Here is a 21864-nt window from a genome sequence, read left to right as displayed (position 1 = left end):
CCCTGGCGGGTCGACGTCGACCCGCCCGACCTGAGGAGATCCCGTATGGCAAGACCACCAGTCCGTTCCCGCAGCGCGCGCGGCGCCGTCGCCGTCACCGCTGCGCTCGCTACCGCGTGCGCCGGTCTCGTCGCGGCCCCTGCGGCCGCGACGGCCCCGGCGGGCGCGACGCCCGTGGCGTCCGCCGAGGCCCTGACCGGCGAGCTCACCCTCCGCTCGAAGTCCCTGGCGGTGCGGGTCGCCGCCGACTTCCCCCGGGTGCTGAGCTATACCGACCGCGCGAGCGGTGCCACGCTGAGCGGCAGCACCCGCCCCGTGACCGCCGTGACGATCGACGGCACGGCGTACGCCGTCGACGTCGAGCGCACCCGCACGACGCCGAGCTCGGCGGCGTACCGCCTGACCTTCCCCGAGCTGCCGGGCGTGCGGATCGACGCCACGCTCCGGGTCCACGGGGCCGAGGTGCGGTTCCAGGTCACGAAGATCGTCGACACCGCAGAGCACCGCGTGGGCATGCTCGAGATCCCGGGGCACGACCTGCTCTCCGTCTCGTCCGCCGACGCGAACGCGTCGGTGGCGAGCGCGGTCCTGTCCGTGGACCGCGGCAGGACGGGCGACACCTTCGACGAGGTCACGGCCGCCACGCCCGTCGACGAGGAGCCGTCGGGCTCCGCGTACGCCATCGTGAGCGCCAACGGCCTGGCCGCTTCGGTCATCACCAACAGCGTGTACGACGAGGCGCAGGGCAAGGCCGCGCGGGACGGCAACCGTCTCCGGCGGCAGGCGTTCGCCGACGGAGCCGACAAGCGCGTCGGCCTGTGGAGCGGCGCCTGGACGCACCGGGCCGACGGCGCCTCGCGCACCGAGGAGCTGCCGTACGCCACGGTCGTCGTGGCCGGCGACGCCAACGAGGACGGGACGACGGACTGGCAGGACGGAGCCATCGCCTACCGCGACGCCGCGCCGCGGGCCGAGGGCGCCGGGGAGGTGTCCGACCGGGTGGTGACCCACATCCCGTTCAACTTCGCCTCGCAGGCGACGCACCCGTTCCTGCGCACGCTCGACGACGTCAAGCGGATCTCCCTGGCCACGGAAGGCCTGGGCCAGATGGCGCTGCTGAAGGGATACGGCGCCGAGGGGCACGACTCCGCGCACCCCGACTACGGCGGCAACTACAACGAGCGGGCCGGCGGCCTGCGGGACATGCGCACGCTGATGGCCGAGGGCGGAGACTGGAACGCCGACTTCGGCGTGCACATCAACGCCACGGAGTCGTACGCCGAGGCGAACGCCTTCTCCGAGGACCTGGTGGACCCCACGGCCGAGGGCTGGAACTGGCTCGGCCAGTCGTACTACATCGACCAGCGCCGCGACATCAACAGCGGGGACCTGGCCGAGCGCATCGGGCAGCTCGCCGATGAGACCGGCGGCGACCTCGACCTGCTCTACGTGGACGTCTACTACAACTACGGCTGGCAGGCACGTGAGCTCGTCGACGCCGCGGGCGAGAACGAGTTCCAGCTCGCCACGGAGTGGTCGGACAAGTTCGAGGCGGACTCGCTGTGGAGCCACTGGTCCGCCGACGAGAGCTACGGCGGGTCGTCCAACAAGGGGCTGAACTCGCAGATCGCCCGGTTCATCCGCAACGCGGAGAAGGACACGTGGAACCCGCACCCGCTCCTGGGCAACGCCCAGATCGTGGAGTGGGAGGGGTGGACCGGTGAGGTCGACTGGAACGCCTTCTACACCAACATCTGGGAGACGAACCTGCCCACCAAGTTCCTGCAGCATCACGAGATCGTGCGGTGGGGGGACGGCGAGATCGCCTTCACCGACGGGGTGACCGCACGCGAGGCGGGTGGCGGCCGGGAGATCCGCGTCGGGGACGCCGTCGTCGCGCGTGGCGACACCTACCTGCTGCCGTGGAACGCCGCCGACGCTCCGGGTGCCGCCGGCCGGGCCGCCGAGGGCGACAAGCTGTACCACTACAACCCGGCCGGCGGGGCGACCACGTGGACGCTGCCCGGTGACCTCGCCGACGCGGGGGAGCTGACCGTCTACCGGCTCACGGACACCGGCCGCGAGCGCGTCGGCGTGGTGCCGGTCGACGGCGGCGAGGTGACCGTGGACGCCGAGGCGGGGCAGCCGTACGTCCTCTTCCCGGACGTCCCGGGCACGAGCCTGGCCGCACCGGACGCTGCGACGGTCGCGTGGGGAGCGGGGACCCCCGTGGTGAACCCCGGCTTCGACGCCGCGGACCTCGGCGCCTACCGCACCGCGGGTGCGGTGACGCGCGAGCGCCTGGACAACGGGCAGCACGTGGCGCAGCTCGGTGCGGGCGCCGCGGAGCTCTCGCAGGACCTCGCCGAGCTCGCGCCGGGCACCTACGCGGCGAGCGCCTGGGTCGAGGTGCAGCCGGGGGCGTCGCGGCGGACGACGCTCGAGGTCTCGGGGGCCGACGTGCGCGGGTCGTCCGTCGTGGTCCAGCGGTCGACCGCCCGCAACGAGGTGGCGGCGTACGACAAGCACAGCCGGTACTACCAGCGGGTGCAGGTCCGGTTCGACGTCGACGCGCCGACCCGGCCCACGTTCACCGTGCGGACGGGCGAGGGCGAGGCGGTCGTTCGTCTGGACGACCTGCGGGTCGTGCGGGCCGAGCGCCCGCAGGCGCCTGCCGCTGCCGCGGACGTCGTCGCGTTCGAGGACTTCGAGGACGTCCCGCAGGGCTGGGGGCCGTTCGTCAAGGGGAACGCGGGCGGCGTGACCGACCCGCGCACCCACCTGGCGCGGCGCAACGCGCCGTACACGCAGGCCGGCTGGAACGGCAAGCTCGTGGACGACGCCATCGACGGGCAGTGGTCGCTGAAGGCGCACGAGGAGAACCGCGGGCTGGTCTACCGCACCACGCCCGCCACGGTGGACCTCGTGCCGGGGCACAGGTACCGCGTGAGCTTCGACCACCAGTCCGGCCACGGCGGCTACTACACCTGGGTCAACGGGTACGACACGGTCGCTTCCGGCGAACCGTCCTCGGTGGAGACACGTTCCACCGCGATCGGTGAGCAGCGGGGGACCGAGCGGTTCAGCGAGGAGGTCGTGGCCTCCGCGTGCGGCGACACGTGGGTGGGGCTGCACAAGGCGGTCGGGGGAGGCGACCAGGCCGACCTGGTGCTGGACAACTTCCTCGTGGAGGACCTCGGCGCGGCCGCCGAGATCCCGGCCTGCGCGTCGCTCGACGTGGAGCCCGAGCGTGCCGCGCTCGAGCCCGGCGTCGCCAACACCGTGACCACCACCCTGCGGGTCCATGAGCCGGCGGACGTCGCGGACGTCTCCGTCGCTCTGGACGTGCCGGAGGGCTGGGCGGTGACGGCGACCGACGAGAGCTCGGCCGGCACGGTCCGGAGCGGTGGCGAGCTGGTCACCACGTGGCAGGTGACGCCGCGGGGGGACGTCACGACCGAGGCGTACCCGCTGACCGCCGGCGCGGAGTACACCACGACGGCCGACCCGGTCGGCGCCCGGACCGTCGAGGCGACCACAGAGGTGCACGTGGTGGTGCCGCCGTCCGCCGGTGAGCACTGGGCGAGCGACCTGCCGTTCGTCGAGGCCCGCAACGGTTGGGGGCCCGTGGAGCGGGACCTGTCGAACGGTGAGCAGGGGCAGGGCGACGGCACGCCGCTCAGCCTGCGCGGCACCGTCTACGACAAGGGGATCGGGACGCACGCCCCGTCGACGGTGCGGCTGTTCCTGGGTGCACGGTGCGAGTCGTTCACCGCGACGGTGGGCGTCGACGACGTCCAGTCGCGCGGCTCCGTGGCCTTCGAGGTGCTCGGGGACGGCGTCTCGCTGGCCGAGACCCCGGTGCTGCGCGGTGGTGGCGAGACCCAGGATCTGCGGGCCGACGTCACCGGTGTGCGCTATCTCGACCTGGTCGTCACCGACGGCGGCGACGGTATCGGCAACGACCACGCGGACTGGGCAGGTGCCAGGCTGACCTGTACCGCTTGACCAAGACCGCCCATCAGGAGCCTGATGGGCACTGAAGAACCCATCACTCACGAGGAGAACGATGACTCAGGCAACACCGCAGGGGCGGACACCTGGCGCAGACATGGCCGCGGAGCTCGCGTCGCAGCCCGAGACCTGGGAGCTGGCGGCCGATCTCGTCCGGGCCGGCGGCGCCGCCCCTGCGGTGGGGCAGCGGGTCGCGGTGATCGGCTGCGGTACGTCATGGTTCATGGCGCAGTCGTACGCCGCGGCTCGCGAGAGCTCCGGTCAGGGGGAGACCGACGCGTTCGCCGCGTCCGAGGCGTTCGTCGGCCGCGGCTACGACGCCGTCGTGGCCATCACCCGGTCGGGGACCACGACCGAGGTGCTGGAGCTGGTCGAGCGCCTGCGCGGGAAGGTGCGCACGCTGGGCGTGGTCGGCGACCAGCGCAGCCCGTTCGTCGAGCTGGTCGACGACGTCGTGGCACTGCCCTTCGCCGACGAGCGGTCGGTGGTGCAGACCCGGTTCGCGACGACGGCCCTGGCCTACCTGCGGGCGACGCTCGGCCACGACCTGGCGCCGGCAGCCGCCGACGCCCGGGCCGTGCTGGCCGAGCCGCTCGCCGACGTCCTCGTGGACGCCGAGCAGCACACGTTCCTCGGCCGCGGGTGGACCGTCGGGCTGGCGCACGAGGCAGCCCTGAAGATGCGGGAGTCCGCCCAGTCGTGGACCGAGTCGTACCCGGCGAAGGAGTACCGGCACGGGCCGATCGCGATCGCCGCGCCGGGACGCGTCACATGGGCCCTCGGCGAGATGCCGGCCGGGATCGACCACGACACGAGGGCCACCGGCGCACACTTCGAACAGAGCACGGTCGACCCCCTGGCCGAGCTCGTGCGCGTGCACGCGGTCGCGCTCGAGCGGGCCCGCCGCCGGGGGCTCGACCCCGACGCCCCCCGCAACCTCACCCGTTCGGTCGTCCTCGAGGACTCGTGACCGTCGAGCACGCGGCCGCCGGTCCCGGCGCCGGCCTCGGCCCGGGGCCGGCGGTGCTGGCGGTCGACGTCGGCGGGACGGACACGAAGGCGGCGCTGATCGACGGCGGGGGGACCGTCCGGGAGGTGCTGCGGCGTCCGACACCGCGGGACGCCGCCCGACCGGCGGAGCGGGTGGTGGACGAGGTCGTCCGTGCGGCGGCCGAGCTCCGGGGCCGCCACCCGGACGTCGAGCCGGAGGGCCTCGGGCTGGTCGTGCCGGGCATCGTCGACGACGAGCGGGGAGTCGGCGTCCGGTCCGAGAACCTCGGCTGGCGGGACGCCCCGTTCGCGGACCTGGCGACGGCGCGGCTCGGGCTGCCCGTCGCCGTGGGCCATGACGTCGCGGCCGCGGGGTGGGCCGAGTGCCGGCTGGGCGCCGCGGCGGGCTACCAGGACGCGATGGTCGTCGCGCTGGGCACGGGCATCTCGGCAGCCCTCGTGCTCGGCGGGCGCCCCTACCGCGGGGGCGGTCTCGCGGGAGAGATCGGGCACGCCCGGGTCGCCGAAGGGCCCGGCTGCGTCTGCGGGGGCCGCGGCTGCCTCGAGCAGGTCGCGTCCGCCGCCGCGGTCGCCCGCCGGTACGGCGAGGCCACGGGGACACCCGTCCCCGGCGCACGCGAGGTGCTGGTGGCGGCCGTTGCCGGAGACCCCACCGCGGTCGCGGTGTGGGACGACGCGCTCGACGCGCTCGCCCTCGGCCTCTCGCACGCCGTCGCCCTGCTCGCGCCGCAGGTGATCGTGCTCGGCGGCGGGCTGTCCCAGGCGGGGGACGCGCTGCTCGGCCCCCTCGGCGCACGGCTCGACGCGCTGCTGACCTACCACCGGCGCCCCCTGCTGACCCGGGCGCTTCTCGGCGAGGACGCCGGGGTGCTCGGGGCGGCGCTGCTGGCCCGAGACCTGCTGACCCGAGACCTGTCGGCCCGGGAGCCGGCCACCCCCACCACCGGGGTGGAGCCATGATCGTCACGGTCACCCCGAACCCGGCGATCGACGTCACCTACCGGGCCGACGGTCTCGGCCCCGGCGTCTCTCTCCGCGTCGACGCGCCCGCCGTGCGGGCGGGCGGCAAGGGGGTCAACGTAGCCCGGGTCGTGCGCCAGACCGGGCGGCCGGTGCTCGCGGTCGTCACCGCGGGCGGCACCGCCGGCGCCGACCTGCTCCGTGACCTCGTGGCCTCCGGGATCCGGCACCAGGCGGTCACGGTCGCCGCCGAGACACGGCGGAGCCTGGCCCTCGTGGACGGGGCCGCCGGGGACACCACGATCCTCAACGAGCGCGGGAGCCACCTGACCGGCGCGGAGGTGGCCGCGCTGCGGGCGGCCGTGCTGGACGGGCTCGGCGCCGCCGCGTGCCTCGTGATCTCGGGCAGTCTCCCCCCGGGGATGCCCGAGAACTTCCCCGCCGACCTCGTAGGCGCCGCGCGCGCCGCCGGGGTGCCGGTGGTCGTCGACGCCGTGGGCCCGGCGCTGTTCGCGGCCTGCGCCGCGGGGGCCGACCTGGTGAAACCGAACCTCGACGAGCTGACGGCGACGACCGGTGCCACCGACCCGGTTGCCGGCGGACGAGCCCTCCTCGATGCCGGCGCCCGCCGGGTCGTCGTCACCCTGGGCGGGGACGGGATGGTCGCTCTCGACGGAGCCCGGCCGGACGAGGTGGTGCGCGCACGGCTGCCGCGCGCGCTGCGGGGCAACCCCACCGGCGCCGGGGACGCGGCCGTGGCCGCCGCCGCGGTGTCCCTCGCCGAGGCCACGTCGACGACCACCCTGCTGCGCCGGGCCGTCGCGTGGTCGGCCGCAGCAGTTCTCGCCCCGCTCGCCGGCGAGCTCGACCCCGGCTACGAGGGCCTCGAGCGCGACGTCGAGCTCACCCACCACTGACCGCACGAAGGAACCCCATGCCCCTGACTCCCACCGCGGAGATCCTCTCCGCCGCCGTCACCGCCCCCACGGGTGTCGGCGCGTTCAACGTCGTCCACCTGGAGACGGCCGAGGCGCTCGTCGCCGCGGCCGAGGAGAGCGGCCGGCCGGTCGTCCTCCAGCTCTCGCAGAACTGCGTGGCCTACCACGGGTCGCTGCAGCCCCTTGCCCGCGCCTGCCTCGAGCTCGCCCGCGCCGCGGACGCCGACGTCGCCGTGCACCTCGACCATGCGGAGGACGAGGACCTGGCCCGGGCAGCGGTGGACCTCGGCTTCGGGTCCGTGATGTTCGACGGCTCGACGCTCGAGTACGCGGCCAACGTCGCGGCGACCGCCCGGGTCGTCGCCCACGCGCACGCCGCCGGGGTGGCGGTGGAGGCCGAGCTCGGTCGGGTCGGCGGCAAGGACGGTGCCCACGCGCCCGGGGTGCGCACGGACCCCGGCGAGGCCGTGCGCTTCGTCGCCGACACCGGCGTGGACGCGCTCGCGGTGGCGGTCGGCTCGTCGCACGCCATGACCGAGCGCAACGCGACGCTCGACCTCGGCCTGATCGCCGCCCTGCGGGACGCGCTCGACGTACCCCTCGTGCTGCACGGGTCCTCCGGGGTGCCCGACGACGTCCTCGTGGCGGCCGTCCGCGCGGGGATGACCAAGATCAACGTCTCGACCCAGCTCAACAAGCACTTCACCGCAGCGGTGCGGAGCTACCTGGCCGAGCACGCCGACGTGGTCGACTCGCGGAAGTACGTGGCCGCGGGCCGGGCGGCGGTCACCGCGGAGGCGGCCCGGCTGCTCCGGCTGTTCGCCCTGTAGGATGGGCAGCAGTCTTCCGGCGCCTGCGGGTGCCGGCGGGTCCGAATGAGACAGCGGACTGCGAACGGCTCCCCACTTCCACAGCGGGGAGCCGTTCGTGCTCTCCCGTGGTGTGCGACACGCAGGCAGAGTTCACCTTCACCCTCGACCTGCTGCTCGAGGGTCTGGAGAACGCCCGGCTGCGTCGCTCAGGCGCTGGTTCGCCCTGAAGCGCGCCTTCTTCTGACGGTTCCCGCACGTGTTCATGTCGCACCACCTGCGGGTGCGGCTCCGGCTCGTGTCGAAGAAGGCGGCCCGGCAGGTCGGTGAGGCGCACAGGGCCAGCCGTCCGTCTCGTTCGCCCGCGATGACGCTGATCGCGTCGGCGGCGATCACGCCCAGCGCGTCCTCCACGCAGGACGCCGGGCCCAGCTCCCAGCGCCGCGTCCGCCCGGGCGTCAGGACGGCCGCGGCCCGGCCTGCCCTGCTGCGGTCGTTGATGACCCGGACAGCGGGTGCCGGCAGGGCCTGCTGGGTCGCGGCGGCGGTCGCGGCGGCGTGGACCGACTCCCGCAGCTCGCGGGCGAGGTCGAGCTGGGCGGTGGTGCAGGAGTCGACGGCGAGGTCGTTGACCGCGAACCAGTCGACGAGTCGCTGCGGTGTGGGGATGCGCTCCACGGAGTCGCCCTGACGTTCCGTCAGGGTCGCCGTGAAGCTGGTCGCCAGCACGCTACCGAGGCGGAAGTCGGGGAGCTCAGCACGCATGGAACCACCATAGGTGGTTGCGGTGCGGTTCCGGGACCTGCTAGAACCGTCATAGCCGGTTCGCGACGTGGTGGCCGGTCCCACGACGGCCAGGAGGTCCCATGCCCCGTACGACGAGCGACGTGCTGCCCTTCGAGGCGCGTGCGTCCGATGCCGACCTCGACGACCTGCGCGCGCGCCTGGCCGCGGCGCGGCTGCCGGAGGCGGAGACGGTCCGTCGCGCGGCGCCGGACCCGCGCCGCTGGGAGCAGGGCGTGCCTCTCGCCGATCTGGTCGAGGTCGTGAACTACTGGCGCACCGGGTACAGCTGGCGGTCGTTCGAGGAGCGCCTCCACCGGATCGGCCAGTTCCGCACGACCATCGACGGCCTGGGCATCCACTTCCTGCACCGCCGATCCTCGCGCGCGGACGCCACGCCGCTGATCCTGACGCACGGCTGGCCGGACAGCATCGTCCGGTTCCTCGGTCTCGTGGACGAGCTGGCCGAGCCGCGCGCCGCGGACGCACCGGCGTTCCACGTCGTGGTCCCGTCGCTACCAGGCTTCGGGTTCAGCGACAGGCCGGCCACCACCGGGTGGGGGACCGAGAAGATCGCGGCCGCGTGGGTGGAGCTGATGGGCAGGCTCGGCTACGGCAGGTTCGTGGCCCACGGCGGCGACTGGGGAGGCAACATCACCACGGTCCTCGCCGGCCGGTTCCCGGAGCACGTCCTCGGCATCCACACCACGTTCGCGGAGGGACCGCCCGGGCTGACGACGGACGGGCTGACGCCTGCCGAGCGCCGGTGGGTCGAGGACACCCGTGACTTCTGGGGCAGGCGCGCGGCGTACGCGAAGCTCCAGGCGACCCGTCCGCAGACCATCGGCTACTCGCTCGTCGACTCACCGGTCGGGCTCCTCGCCTGGATCCTCGACAAGTTCGCCGAGTGGTCGGACACCGACGACAGCCCGTTCGAGACGATCTCCGTCGACAGCGTCCTGGACGACGTCACCCTCTACTGGCTGACGCGGACGGGGGCGTCGGCGGCCCGCATCTACTACGAGAGCCACGACTCGCTGGACCCCGAGCTCCGGGTCGACGTCCCGTCGGCGCTCACCATGTATCCCCGTGACACCGAGAAGTGCCCGCGCCCCTGGGCGCAGGAGCGCTACCGGAGGATCGTCCGCTGGCGGACGCCCGCGCGCGGCGGGCACTTCCCGTCGCTGGAGGTGCCCGAGCTCTTCGTCGACGATCTGCGGGAGGGGCTCGCGGCCGTGCTGGCCGCTCGGGTCAACTCATGAGCGCCCTCGGGACGCGTCGGCGACGTCGGGGCGGTAGTCGGTGATCCACCGCTGGGAGCCGAAGCGCCCGATGAGCGTGAAGGCGATCCGCATCGAGACGTCGCGCACGGCCAGCGCGACGGGGTGTGACGAGCCGGCCTTCTGCGTCCCGCGCCGGCGCCCCACGGCCGCGATCCGCTCGACCCGGTCGCGGCGCGCGCTCTCGTAGGCGGCCAGTGCCGCGGCGGGGTCGTGCCGGCTCAGCTGACGGGCCAGCTCCAGGGCGTCCTCGAGGGCCAGGGACGCGCCCTGCCCGCTCGACGGTGACACGGCGTGCGCCGCATCGCCCAGGATCCCGACCCTGCCCCGGTGCCACCGGGGCAGCGAGGGCAGGTCGTAGGTGCCCAGCGGGCGGAACTGGGCGGGGTCGGCGGCCTCCATGATCCGGGTGAGCTCGGGCAGGTCGCCGTCGAACAGGTCGAGCGCGTGCGCCCGCCACGCCTCGTCGCCGTGGGCCGCGATCTCCTCGCGGCTGCGCTCGCTGTGCCCCAGGTTCGCGAACCAGAACGTGCGCCCGTCCGGTGCGCACTGGTAGCCGAAGAAGGCCCGGCTGCCGAAGACCATGCGGACGGTCTCGGGCGGCGTCGGGGGGATGTCCGCCGCGGGGACGAACCCGCCGATCCCGAGGAGACCCGTGTAGGTGGGGTGCGGTCCGTCGGGGCTGAGCCCGTCCCGCACCGCGGAGTGGATGCCGTCCGCGCCGAGCAGCACGTCGCCGGCGGCGTCGGTGCCGTCGTCGAACGTGGCCGTGACCTGGGCGCCCTCCTCCGCGTAGCCCCGCAGCCGCTTGTCGTACTCGAAGCGCACGCCCTGGTCCGTCGCGGCCTCGGTGACCGCGCGCTGCAGGGCGGCGCGGGTGATCGTCACGCTGCGCAGCTCCGGGGGCAGGTGCGACTCGTCGCCCAGCAGGCCGAGGCGGCGTCCGGCGCCGTTGACGAACTCGGTGCGCGTCGTGGCGAAGCTGGCGGCGGCCCGGACCCGTTCCACCATCCCCACCGCCCGCAGTGCGGCCAGGCCGTTGGGCGCCAGGGTGAGGAAGGCTCCGAGCTGGTCCGCCGGACCGGAGTGGGCCTCGAGGACCACGGGTTCCACGTCCACCCGGGCCAGGGCGGCCGCGGCGACCGGTCCGCCGACCCCGCCGCCGATGATCAGGGCCGTGGCTGCACGCTGATTAGTCATAGTAACACTATACATAGAATGGCAGGCGCAGCCGACCCTCGGTCGCACAAGAGATGGAGGTAGGCCCATGGCCCCGCGGGCTCCACGCCGGTCACCACTGGCGGTGCAGGTGCTGCAGCTGCTCGACGAGGAGCCGATGCACGCCTACCGCATGCAGCGTCTGATCACCGAGCGGCACAAGGCGCGGATCGTCAACGTCGCCCACCGCAACAGCCTGTACCAGACGCTGGACTGGCTGCTGCGTGCCGAGCTGATCGAGGTGCACCGGGTCGAGGGTGACCCCGGCCGGCCCGAGCGCACCGTCTACCGGCTCACCGGGTCCGGGCGGTCCACGCTCGCCGGGTGGCTGCGCACGATGCTCAGCACGCCCGCCCAGGAGTACCCCGAGTTCCCGGTCGCGATCGCCGCGCTGCCCAGCCTCACGCCGGAGCTCGCGATCGAGCTGCTGGCCGAACGGGTGCGTGCGCTCCAGGAGGAGCTGGACCGGGCCGACGACGAAGCGGCTCAGGCCGACCGCATGGGCCTGCCCCGGCTCCTCTTCCTGGAGCACGAGTTCCTGCGCACCGTCACCGCGGCCGAGCTCCGATGGGTCGAGGCGGTGCTGGGCGACCTGCGGGCCGGCCGGATCACCTGGGACCGGGAGTGGCGGCCGAGGTCGGCGCTCGCCTCGCACGACGGCCGCCGGGGCACGACTCTTGAGACATGACGCTCGAGACCGTGACGATGCTCGTGGTGATCGCCGCCGCCGCAGTGCTCTCGCCGTTCGTGGTCGACCGGGTCGAGCCATGGTTCAAGGTGCCCGCCGTCGTCGTCGAGATCCTGCTCGGGGTGCTCATCGGTCCGGTGCTGCTGGGGCTGGTGCACGAGACCGAGGTCCTCGCGACGCTGTCGGACCTCGGGCTGGCGTTTCTGATGTTCCTCGCCGGGTACGAGATCGAGTTCTCCCGGATCCGCGGCGGCCCCCTGCGGACGGCGTCGTGGAGCTGGGTGGTCTCCCTGGCGCTCGGCGTAGCGGTCGGGATGCTGCTGGCGGGCCCGCGGACCGGCCTCGTGATCGGGCTGGCCCTGACGACCACGGCGCTCGGCATCGTGCTGCCCATCGTGCGCGACTCCGGCGCGTCCAGGACCCCCTTCGGTGACCGGGTCCTGGCGGTAGGGACCGTCGGGGAGTTCGGCCCGATCCTGGCCATCGCGTTCGTGCTCAGCGGGGAGCGCCCGCTGCGCACCCTCGTCGTACTGGTCCTCTTCGCGGCGCTCGCGGTCGGCGGCGCGTGGCTGGCCCGCAAGCCGCGCTCCGCACGGTTCGCCCGGGTCGTCAGGGCGACGCTCGGCACCAGCTCCCAGGTCGCGGTCCGGCTGTGCGTCCTCGTGGTGATCGGGATGTTCGCGCTGGCCGAGACGCTGGGGCTGGACCCGGTGCTCGGCGCGTTCACCGCGGGCATCCTGGTCCATCTCTTCCTCGGTGCGGGCGATCCGGCCGAGGCCGCGGTCGTCACGCCGCGGCTGGAGGGCATCGGTTTCGGCTTCCTCGTGCCCATCTTCTTCGTCATGAGCGGCGTGGTCCTCGACGTGCGGTCGATCATCGAGGAGCCGGCGGTCCTCGCGACCGTGCCGCTCTTCGCGGTGCTGTTCCTGGCGGTGCGGGGTCTGCCGACGTTCCTGGCGCACCGGCGGGCGCTCGGCGGCCGGGACGCGCTCGCGCTGGGGTTCATGTCGGCGAGCGCCCTGCCGCTGCTCGTGGTCATCACCACCGTCGGCGTCGGCGCGGGGGTCCTGCCGCCGGCGAACGCCGCCGCTCTGGTCGTGGCGGGCATCGTCTCGGTGCTGGTCTACCCGATGGTCGCCGAGCGGCTGCGCGGCGACGTGCCGGTGCCGGGCGGCGCCGAGCGCACGGACGAGGACAGGTCCGACGCGTTGTAGGCGCGGACCGGAGCGAGCAGCGGCCCCAGGGCTAGCGCACCAGGCTGTTGCCCTGCACGGCGGCGAGCCGTGCCTTCACGCTGAGCAGGGTCTCGATGATGTGGTCCTCGCGCCCGTCGCCGAGCCGGCTGATCGGCACCGCGACACTCATCGCGTCGACGGCGTGGTGGCCGAACGGGAGCGCCACGCCGAAGCACCGCACGCCGAGGCACGACTCCTCGCTCTCGGTGGCGTAGCCCTGGTAGGCCGCGCGGTCGATGATCTCGAGCACGGCCTCCTTGTCGGTGGTCGTGTGCGGGGTGATCGCGGAGATGGACTCCGGCACCAGGTCGCGCCGGGCCTCGGCCGGCATCTCGGCGATCAGGGCTCGCCCCAGCGAGGTGGCGTACGCCGGTAGCCGGCGCCCGACGGCGGAGTGCATGCGCAGCGGGTGCACCGACTCGCGCTTGGCCGTGTAGATGACGTCGGCGCCGTCGAGCCGCCCGAGGTGGACCGTCTCCTGGGTGGCGGCGGCGACCTCGTCGAGCACCGACGTCGCCCGGGCCAGCACGGGGTCGCCGTCGAGGTAGGCGGAGCTCACGACGAGGGAGTGGATGCCGAGCTGGTAGACGCTCCCGGTGGGGTCGGTCTGCAGCCAGCCCCGGTCGGTCATGGTCCGCAGCAGCGCGTGGAGGCTGCTCTTGGGGATGTTCAGGCGCGTCGAGAGCTGCAGCTGGGTGCCGGGGCCGTGGGCCGCGATGTCGTCCAGCAGGTCCAGGGCGCGGGCCGCGGACTTGACCGGACCGGCGTCGCTCGTGCCGGTCGTCTCACTCTGGAGCTCCCTCTGAAGCTGCATGAACGCTCTCCTCTGGTACTGCTGCGGGGCACCGGGACCGCCCCGGGTGAATCCGAGACTACCGCTAGTTCGCATACATGGACATGCTTCAGCCCCTTGACCAGTGAACCGCATCACGCCTATCGTCAGGCAAGTTCACATAGACGAACGCGGTTCACAGATCAAGGGTGATGACATGATCCAGGTTCGATACTCGACCTCTCCGACCAGTGCGGAGACGGCCACCACCGCGGACCTGCGGGAGAACTTCCTGGTCGGAGATCTCTTCGCGAGCGGTGAGGTCCGGGGGACCTACACGCACGACGACCGCATGGTGGTCGGCGGAGCCGTCCCCGGCACCGGCCAGCTCGGGCTCCCCGCCTGGACCGAGGTGCTGGGTACCGAGACCCACCTCGAACGACGCGAGCTCGGCGTCATCAACGTCGGTGCCGCCGGCCACGTCGTCGTCGACGGCGAGAAGTTCGAGCTGGACCATCTGGACGGGCTGTACGTCAGCCGGGGGAGCGAGGTGTCGTTCGTCGGCGCCGAGGCGGCCTTCTACTTCGTGTCCGCCACGGCGCACGCGACGTACCCCACCCAGGCGCTGCGCCACACCGAGGTGGCGCCGGTCGCGCTCGGCTCGGCGGAGGCCGCCAACGAGCGCAACCTCTTCCGCTACGCCTGGGGCCAGGACCTGCAGACGTCCGTGCTCCAGTTCGGGGTGACCGTCGTGGCCGGTGGTTCGGTGTGGAACACGTTCCCGCCGCACCTGCACGACCGCCGCACCGAGATCTACTGCTACGTCGACCTCGACGAGCAGGACCGGGTCTTCCACCTCATGGGCCGGCCGGGCGAGACCCGCCACCTGGTGCTGCGCAACCGCGAGGCGGTGATCTCCCCGCCCTGGTCGATCCACTCCGGCGCGGGCACCGGGTCGTACGCCTTCATCTGGGCGATGGCCGGCGAGAACAACGCCTACACCGACCTGAGCCCCGTGGCGCTGGAGGACCTGTGACGACCGACCTGGCCGCGGAGCCGGCCACCGAGACCCGCTCGCCCTTCGACCTGCGCGGCAGGTGCGCGGTGGTGACCGGCGCGGGGCGTGGCCTCGGCCGGGCGACCGCGCTCGGCCTCGCCCGCGCGGGGGCGGACGTCGTGCTGCTCGGACGGCCGGGCAACCAGGACGCCACCCGCTCCCGGATCGCCGACCTCGGCGTCGACGTCGACGTCGTGGACCTCGACGTGAGCGACCTCGACGCGGTCGAACGGGTCAGCGCCGACCTGAACGGCTCGCGGCAGATCGACATCGTGATCAACAACGCCGGGATCATCGACCGCGAGGACTCCGTCGCCGTCAGCCGCGACTCGTGGCAGCGGGTGCTCGACGTCAACCTGAACGGGCTCTTCTTCCTCACCCAGCAGCTCGGCCGGCCGATGGTCGAGCGCGGCCACGGCAAGATCGTGAGCATCGCCAGCCTGCTGTCCTTCCAGGGCGGCCTGCGCGTCGTGTCGTACGCCGCCAGCAAGCACGGTGTCGCCGGGGTGACCAAGGCGTTGGCCAACGAGTGGGGGCCGCACGGCGTGCAGGTCAACGCCATCGCGCCGGGCTACATGGTCACCGACAACACCACCGCGCTCCGCGAGGACGCGGACCGCTCCCGCTCCATCCTCGACCGTATCCCGGCCGGGCGCTGGGGCACCGCTGAGGACATCGCCGGTGCGGCGGTGTTCCTCAGCTCCTCGGCTGCCGACTACGTCAACGGTCACGTCCTGGCCGTCGACGGAGGCTGGATGGCACGCTGACGTACCTCTCTCCACCGCAGTCCCCACCGCCGGGACACCGGCATCGAACTCACCGCCGGGACACCGGCATCGAACGAAAATCGAGGATCGACAATGAAGTTCACCTCTCGACACACAGCTGCGGCCATCGGGGTCACCCTGCTGGCCGCCACCCTCACGGGCTGCACCGAGGAGGCGGCCGGGGGCGGGTCCGCCACCGCGGCCGGCGCCTGCGACCCCGCGGACGTCACCCTGGTGGGCCAGGTGCGCAACGAGTCCAACCCCTACGAGGCCGCGTGGCTGACGGGCGGCGACGCCTTCGCCGAGCAGGTGGGTCTCACCCAGGAGCGGCTCACCTACGACGGCGACTCGACGCGGCAGCAGGAGCAGATCAGCCAGCTGCTGGCCGGCGACACCGAGTGCCTGGTCATGAACATCCTGCCCAACGGGGACTCCGACACCCCGCCCATCGTCGAGGGCGCCGAGGCGGCGGGGGCCTACCTCGTCACCCAGTGGAACAAGCCGGCCGACCTGAAGGTTGCCGACTACGACTCGTGGCTGTCGCACATCACCTACAACGGCGTGGAGTCCGGCAAGCAGATCGGTGACGCGCTGGCCGAGGCCATCGGCGGCTCGGGGGGCATCGTCGCCCTCCAGGGCATCCTGGACACCGGCGCCGCGAAGGACCGCTTCGCCGGGCTCGAGGAGTCGCTGGCGGCCAACCCGGACGTCGAGCTGCTCGACGACCAGACCGCCAACTTCTCCCGCGCGGAGGCGCTCGAGGTCACCAAGACGCTCCTGACCAAGCACGGCAAGGACGTCAAGGGCATCTGGGCCGCCAACGACGACATGGCGCTGGGTGCGCTGGAGGCGCTGCAGCAGGCCGGCCGTACGGACGTGGCAGTGGTCGGCATCGACGCGGTGCCGGACGCGCTCACGGCCATCGAGGACGGCACCATGACGGCCACGGTGTCCAGCGACGGACCGTGGCAGGGCGGCATCGGCCTGGCCATCGGCTACTGCGTGGCCACCGGTGAGCTCGCCGTCGAGGACATCGCCCCCGACGACCGCGCCTGGTTCGCGGAGCAGTTCCTCATCGAGCAGGACAACGTCACCGACTTCGTCTCCCCGGAGGTCGACGAGTCCGACTTCGCCTGCGACAACCTCTTCAGCCGTTCGCAGGGCGCGATGTCGTGACCATGACATCCCCCGCCGAAGCCGGCCCCGAGGTCGTGCACGCGCGGCGCCCCCAGCATCGGCGGGGGGTCCCGCTCCGGGACGCGGGCCCCCCGATCGCCCTCGTCGTCATCTTCGCGGTCTTCGCGGTCCTCAGCCCCGGCTTCCGCACGCTCTCGAACGTGCAGAACGTCCTGGACGCCGCGGCGGTCCTCACGGTCGTGACCTGTGGCATCACGTTCGTGCTGATGATGGGGTCCATCGACCTGTCCGCCCCCGGGATCATGGGGGCGTCCGCCATCACGGTCGCCCTCCTGGTCGCGAACAACCGCAACGACAACGACTTCGGGCTGCTCGGCGTCGTCGTCGCGGTCCTGCTCGGGGCGGGGCTGGGCTGTCTCAGCGGGCTCGCCCTGGTCGTGCTGAAGGTGCCGTCGTTCATGACCACGCTCGGCGTCTCCGCCGTGGGCCTGGGCCTGGCGACCCTGATGTTCGCGGGCGTGCAGCCCAACATCTCCGACGCGCTGCTGGAGGGCTGGGCGGTCGAGCGGTTCCTCGGGCTGGCCCGACTGACCTGGATCGCTCTCGGCTGCGTGGTCGTGGGCTGGCTGATCCAGCGCTACTCGCGCCTGGGGCGGTACGCCTTCGCGATCGGCGGCGCCGAGGAGGTGCTGGCGCTCTCCGGCGTGCGCGTGGCGCCCTACAAGGTGGCGGTCTTCACGATGGCGGGCGCGTTCTACGGTCTCGCCGGCGTGCTGGTCACCAGCCAGCTCGGCGCCGGCCTCGTCCAGGCGGGCCGGGGCTACGACTTCTCGTCCATCGCGGCCGCCGTGGTCGGCGGCACGCTGCTCATCGGCGGCCGCGGCGGCATCCTGCACTCTGCGGTCGGAGTCCTGCTCGTGACGGTCCTGACCAACGGCCTCGTCCAGATCGGGGTGAGCCCCTACTGGCAGGGCGGTGTCCAGGGCCTCATCGTCGTCGCGGCCGTCGCGGCCGCGGTCATCCCACAGCGTCGTAGGAACCAGGTGACGAAGTGAGCACGAACCTGCAGACCGAGACCGGCCCGGACGTGCCGGCGCCCGCGCACGCCCTCGAGGTGCGCGGGCTGGTCAAGCACTACCCGGGCGTCAAGGCGCTCGACGGCGTCGACCTGGTCGTGCACCAGCACGAGGTGCTCGGCCTGGCCGGCGAGAACGGCGCCGGCAAGTCCACGCTGCTCAAGGCGCTGGTCGGGCTGGTGCGGCCGGACGGGGGCGAGATCTGGGTGCGCGGCGAGAAGGTGCGGCTGGGGAGCATCGGCGACGCGGCCGCCCACGGCATCGGCATGGTGTTCCAGGAGCAGTCGCTGGTCCCCAACCTCACCGCCGCCGAGAACATCGTGCTCGGCAGCGAGGGGCCGGGCGTCCGCCGCGGCGTCTACCGCTGGAACACGATGCGCAGGCTCGCGCAGGAGCAGCTGGACAAGATCGGGTCGCACATCGACCCCCTCGCCCGCACCGACTCCCTGACCTTCGCCGACCGGCAGATGGTCGAGATCGCCAAGGTGCTCCGCATCGAGGAGCGCACGTCCCACCCGCCGGTGATCATCCTCGACGAGCCGACCTCCGTGCTGGAGTCGAAGGAGATCGAGACCCTCTTCACGCAGGTGCGCCGGCTGCGCGAGTTCGCCTCCGTCGTCTTCGTCTCGCACCGGCTGGACGAGGTGCTCGACGTCTGCGACCGGGTCGCGGTACTGCGCGGCGGACGGTCGGTGGGCGAGGTGTCCGCTGCGGGTGCCGCCCCGGCGGACCTGCACCGGATGATGATCGGCTCGACCGGGGCCGACGACCACTACCACGGCGCGGCCGCCGACCGGTCCGACGAGCCGGGCAGGCCTCGCCTCGTCGTGCGCGGCCTGACCGGCAAGACGTTCCGGGACGTCGACCTCGACGTGCACGCGGGCGAGATCGTCGGCATCGTCGGCGTCCACGGCTCCGGCCGGGAGGACGTGTGCCGGGCGCTCTTCGGCGCCGAGCCGACCACGGCCGGCGAGGTGGTCCTCGACGGCGAGCGGCTCGACCTGTCGGGCACCCGCGCGGCCTGTGCCGCGGGGGTCGGCTACGTGCCGGCCGAGCGCAAGATCGAGGGCATGGTCGGCCCCATGTCGGTCGCCGACAACATGACGCTCACCAAGCAGCAGTCCCGCTGCACCGGACCGCTGGTGCGCCCGCGGAAGCAGGCGACGCTGGTGGACAAGTGGATCGAGCGGCTCTCGATCCGCACCCCGCACCGGGGCACCGCGATCCAGCGCCTCTCGGGCGGAAACCAGCAGAAGGTGGTCCTGGCCCGCTGGCTGGTGGCCGGCGACGTCCGGCTGCTGCTGCTCGACCACCCGACCCGCGGCCTCGACATCGGGGCGCGCTCGGAGGTGTACCGCCTGATGCGTGAGCTCGCCGCCGGCGGCGTGGCCACGGTGCTGCTCGCCGACAGCCTCGAGGAGGCGATCGGCATGTCCGACCGGATCGTCGTGATGAGCGACGGCCGGGCGACGACGGAGGTCGCCGCCCCCGCGGGGAGCAAGCCGACTCCGCTCGACCTGGTCAAGGAGATGGTCTGAGCATGTCCGCACCCGTCCTCACCACACCGGCCGCCGACGCCGTCGTCCCTGGCCGGCCGACCGTCGGCCAGCGGCTCACGTCGTTCATGCCGGTCATCGCGCTCGTCGTGCTGCTGGCCGCGCTGGCCGTCGCGGACCCCGGCTTCCTGACCCAGAGCAGCCTCACGGCCGTCGCCCGGACCTCCGCACCGCTGGTCGTGCTCGCGGCCGGGGCCACCCTGGTGGTCCTGTGCGGCGGCATCGACCTGTCCATCGCCGCGCTCTGCTCGCTGGCCACGGTCTTCTTCGCCCTGTGGCTGCCCGACCTCGGCGGCCTCACGGTCGTCGCGGTCGTCGCGGCCACCGGCGCCATCGGGGCGCTGCAGGGCCTGGCCCACGTGCTGCTGCGCATCCCGTCGTTCATCGTCACGCTCGGCGGCATGAGCATCTTCGCCGCGATCGCCCTGGTGATCTCGGACGCCGGCCCGATCCGGGTGGTCGACCGGGACGCGACGAACTGGATCACCCTCTACGTCGGTGGCGTGGTGCCCATGTCCTTCCTGGTCGCGCTGATCGTCATCGGGGTGCTCGCGCTGGTCCTCCGGCTCACGCCGGTCGAGAGCTGGATCCGCGCGACCGGCTACTCCGAGTCGGCAGCCCGGCTGGCCGGCTCTCCGGTCGACCTGGTCAAGGTCGCCGCCTTCACGGTCTCCGGAGCCTGCGCCGGCCTCGCCGCGGTCATGCTCGTCTCCCGGAACTTCAGCGGCAGCCCGACCATGGCCGACAACCTGCTGCTGCCGGCCGTCGCGGCCATCGTGGTGGGCGGCACCGCCATCACCGGCGGTCACGGCTCGCTGTGGCGCAGCCTCGCCGGAGCGCTCGTGGTCACCCTGCTGCGCGTCGGTCTGCCGATCGTCGGCGTCCCGTCGGCCTACGAGCAGATCCTCTACGGTGCGATCATCGTCGCCGCCGTCGCGCTCACCCTCGACCGATCGAAGGTGCTGATCATCAAGTAGCCGCGGCCCACCCCACTCCCGTCCGACCACCCCGACCTACGGAAGGTTCCCCATGTCCGAGAGCTCCCCCCTTCTGCCCGCCGTTTCCTCGTTCCTCTCCTCGCCCCAGCAGCTGCTGATCGACGGCGAGCGGGTGGACGCCAAGGACGGCCAGACCTTCGCCACGGTGAATCCTGCGACCGAGGAGGTGCTCGTCCAGGTCGCCCAGGCCTCCGCGGTCGACGCCGACCGTGCCGTCAGAGCCGCCCGCGACGCGTTCGAGACCGGCCCGTGGTCGCGGATGACCCCGCGTGACCGCTCGCACCTCCTGTGGCGCATCGGCGACATGATCGAGGAGCGCGCCGAGGAGTTCGCGCAGCTCGAGTCGCTCGACAACGGCAAGAGCCTCGCGTCGGCCCGCGGCGACGTGGGCGTGGCCGCCGAGCTGTTCCGCTACTTCGCCGGCTGGGCCACCAAGATGGAGGGCACGACCATCCCGATGTCGGTGCCCGGCCGCGAGTTCCACGCCTACACCCGCCGCGAGGCCATCGGCGTCGTCGCCGGCATCGTGCCGTGGAACTTCCCGCTCACGATGGCCTGCTTCAAGATCGTCCCGTCCATCACGGCGGGCAACACGATAGTGCTCAAGCCGGCCGAGCAGACCCCGCTCACCGCGCTCCGGCTCGGCGAGCTGCTGCTGGAGGCCGGCGTCCCGGCCGGGGTCGTCAACGTCCTGCCCGGGTTCGGGGACGCGGGCGCCGCCCTGGTCGACCACCCCGGCGTCGACAAGGTCGCCTTCACCGGCAGCACCGAGGTGGGCAAGAAGATCGCCGCGGCCGCCTCCGGCAACCTGAAGAAGGTGTCGCTGGAGCTCGGCGGCAAGGCGCCCAACATCATCTTCGCCGACGCGGACCTCGACGCCGCGATCGCCGGGGCCGCGCTGGCGGGCTACTTCAACGAGGGCCAGTGCTGCGTCAACGGCTCGCGCCTCTACGTCCAGCGCGAGGTGTTCGACCAGGTGATCGAGGGCGTCGCCGCGGCGGCCCGCGCCATCACGGTCGGCGACGCGTTCGACCCGGCGACCACGATGGGGCCGCTGGTCTCGCAGGAGCAGCACGAGAAGGTGATGGGCTACGTCCGCGGCGCGGTCGCCGACGGCGCCACGCTCGCCGCGGGCAGTGCCGACCCGGCGGCCGACCGCGGCTACTTCTTCTCGCCGACCCTCATCACCGGGGTCACCGAGCAGATGGCCGTCCAGACGGACGAGATCTTCGGTCCGGTCGTGACCGCCATACCCTTCGACACCGAGGACGAGGTCGTCGCCGCCGCCAACAACACCGTCTACGGCCTGGCCGCCGGCGTGTGGTCGCGCGACCTCGGCACGGCCCACCGGGTCGGGAGCCGGCTGCGGGCCGGCACGGTCTGGCTCAACACCTGGCACGCGGACGACGTCACCCTCCCGCGGGGTGGCTTCAAGCAGTCCGGCTGGGGCCGTGAACTGGGGTCGTTCGGCCTGGACGACTACACGGAGCTGAAGACGGTCATCGCCGAGCTCCGCTGAACGAGCGCCACAAGCGCTGAACGGTAACGCAGGCACCACAGGCAAC

At 73.0% G+C, this 21864-nt stretch carries 18 protein-coding genes; 15 read left to right on the top strand and 3 right to left on the bottom strand.

What is annotated here, in order from left to right:
* The first annotated feature begins 45 nt into the window (after positions 1-45).
* From ACFSL2_RS04975 to ACFSL2_RS04955, 5 genes are all read left to right on the top strand, one after another.
* Positions 46-4008: an endo-alpha-N-acetylgalactosaminidase family protein gene (locus ACFSL2_RS04975; protein ID WP_377196780.1), complete on the top strand. Its 3963-nt coding sequence runs from the start codon at positions 46-48 to the stop codon at positions 4006-4008.
* Between the two features lie 61 nt (positions 4009-4069).
* Positions 4070-4984, top strand: coding sequence for an SIS domain-containing protein (locus tag ACFSL2_RS04970; protein WP_377196779.1), 915 nt, complete (start codon positions 4070-4072; stop codon positions 4982-4984).
* Positions 4981-5985 carry an ROK family protein gene (locus ACFSL2_RS04965; protein WP_377196778.1) on the top strand — a complete coding sequence of 335 codons (1005 nt, stop codon included), beginning with the start codon at positions 4981-4983 and terminating at the stop codon, positions 5983-5985. The genes ACFSL2_RS04970 and ACFSL2_RS04965 overlap by 4 nt, the downstream gene beginning before the upstream one ends.
* Positions 5982-6902, top strand: a complete 921-nt coding sequence (locus ACFSL2_RS04960; protein ID WP_377196777.1) for a 1-phosphofructokinase family hexose kinase — start codon at positions 5982-5984, stop codon at positions 6900-6902. Before ACFSL2_RS04965 ends, ACFSL2_RS04960 begins: the two co-directional genes overlap by 4 nt.
* Before the next feature lie 17 nt (positions 6903-6919).
* Positions 6920-7753, top strand: a complete 834-nt coding sequence (locus tag ACFSL2_RS04955; RefSeq protein WP_377196776.1) for a class II fructose-bisphosphate aldolase — start codon at positions 6920-6922, stop codon at positions 7751-7753.
* A gap of 138 nt (positions 7754-7891) precedes the next feature.
* Here the strand turns inward: ACFSL2_RS04955 and ACFSL2_RS04950 are convergent, their stop codons facing one another.
* The gene (locus ACFSL2_RS04950; protein WP_377196775.1) at positions 7892-8497 is read right to left on the bottom strand and encodes a CGNR zinc finger domain-containing protein; all 606 of its coding nucleotides are present in this window, start codon (positions 8495-8497) and stop codon (positions 7892-7894) included.
* Between the two features lie 101 nt (positions 8498-8598).
* Between ACFSL2_RS04950 and ACFSL2_RS04945 the strand changes: the two genes are divergently transcribed.
* Positions 8599-9777, top strand: coding sequence for an epoxide hydrolase family protein (locus tag ACFSL2_RS04945; protein ID WP_377196774.1), 1179 nt, complete (start codon positions 8599-8601; stop codon positions 9775-9777).
* On the opposite strand, the gene ACFSL2_RS04940 is transcribed toward ACFSL2_RS04945, so the two are convergent.
* Entirely contained in the window at positions 9772-10995 is a 1224-nt protein-coding gene (locus ACFSL2_RS04940; protein WP_377196773.1) for an FAD-dependent oxidoreductase, read from the bottom strand. The genes ACFSL2_RS04945 and ACFSL2_RS04940 overlap by 6 nt on opposite strands.
* A 67-nt stretch (positions 10996-11062) precedes the next feature.
* Between ACFSL2_RS04940 and ACFSL2_RS04935 the strand changes: the two genes are divergently transcribed.
* On the top strand, positions 11063-11701 hold the full coding sequence (locus tag ACFSL2_RS04935; RefSeq protein ID WP_377196772.1) for a PadR family transcriptional regulator: 639 nt from the start codon (positions 11063-11065) through the stop codon (positions 11699-11701).
* Complete coding sequence (locus tag ACFSL2_RS04930; RefSeq protein WP_377196771.1) at positions 11698-12915, top strand: cation:proton antiporter; 1218 nt, start codon at positions 11698-11700, stop codon at positions 12913-12915. Before ACFSL2_RS04935 ends, ACFSL2_RS04930 begins: the two co-directional genes overlap by 4 nt.
* A 31-nt stretch (positions 12916-12946) precedes the next feature.
* Here ACFSL2_RS04930 and ACFSL2_RS04925 read toward each other — a convergent pair whose 3' ends face one another.
* Positions 12947-13750: an IclR family transcriptional regulator gene (locus ACFSL2_RS04925; protein WP_377196770.1), complete on the bottom strand. Its 804-nt coding sequence runs from the start codon at positions 13748-13750 to the stop codon at positions 12947-12949.
* A gap of 175 nt (positions 13751-13925) precedes the next feature.
* On the opposite strand from ACFSL2_RS04925, the gene kduI reads away from it, so the two are divergent.
* The 7 genes from kduI to ACFSL2_RS04890 all read left to right on the top strand — a co-directional run bounded on the left by kduI (position 13926) and on the right by ACFSL2_RS04890 (position 21818).
* The gene (kduI, locus tag ACFSL2_RS04920) at positions 13926-14744 is read left to right on the top strand and encodes a 5-dehydro-4-deoxy-D-glucuronate isomerase (RefSeq protein ID WP_377196769.1); all 819 of its coding nucleotides are present in this window, start codon (positions 13926-13928) and stop codon (positions 14742-14744) included.
* A complete protein-coding gene (locus tag ACFSL2_RS04915; RefSeq protein WP_377196768.1) occupies positions 14741-15532 on the top strand; it encodes an SDR family oxidoreductase in 792 nt (263 codons plus the stop codon). Before kduI ends, ACFSL2_RS04915 begins: the two co-directional genes overlap by 4 nt.
* 93 nt (positions 15533-15625) lie before the next feature.
* Positions 15626-16708, top strand: coding sequence for a sugar ABC transporter substrate-binding protein (locus tag ACFSL2_RS04910; RefSeq protein ID WP_377196767.1), 1083 nt, complete (start codon positions 15626-15628; stop codon positions 16706-16708).
* A 2-nt stretch (positions 16709-16710) separates the two neighbouring features.
* Positions 16711-17724 carry an ABC transporter permease gene (locus ACFSL2_RS04905; protein WP_377200768.1) on the top strand — a complete coding sequence of 338 codons (1014 nt, stop codon included), beginning with the start codon at positions 16711-16713 and terminating at the stop codon, positions 17722-17724.
* Entirely contained in the window at positions 17721-19283 is a 1563-nt protein-coding gene (locus ACFSL2_RS04900; protein WP_377196766.1) for a sugar ABC transporter ATP-binding protein, read from the top strand. The genes ACFSL2_RS04905 and ACFSL2_RS04900 overlap by 4 nt, the downstream gene beginning before the upstream one ends.
* A gap of 2 nt (positions 19284-19285) precedes the next feature.
* On the top strand, positions 19286-20278 hold the full coding sequence (locus ACFSL2_RS04895; RefSeq protein WP_377196765.1) for an ABC transporter permease: 993 nt from the start codon (positions 19286-19288) through the stop codon (positions 20276-20278).
* Between the two features lie 52 nt (positions 20279-20330).
* Positions 20331-21818, top strand: coding sequence for an aldehyde dehydrogenase family protein (locus ACFSL2_RS04890; RefSeq protein WP_377196764.1), 1488 nt, complete (start codon positions 20331-20333; stop codon positions 21816-21818).
* The last annotated feature ends 46 nt before the right edge of the window (positions 21819-21864 follow it).

It is taken from the genome of Promicromonospora aerolata (assembly GCF_042682255.1).
GTDB lineage: Bacteria > Actinomycetota > Actinomycetes > Actinomycetales > Cellulomonadaceae > Promicromonospora > Promicromonospora aerolata.
The sequence above is the reverse complement of the archived record's forward strand: the minus strand, read 5'-3'. Positions and strand labels throughout refer to the sequence as shown.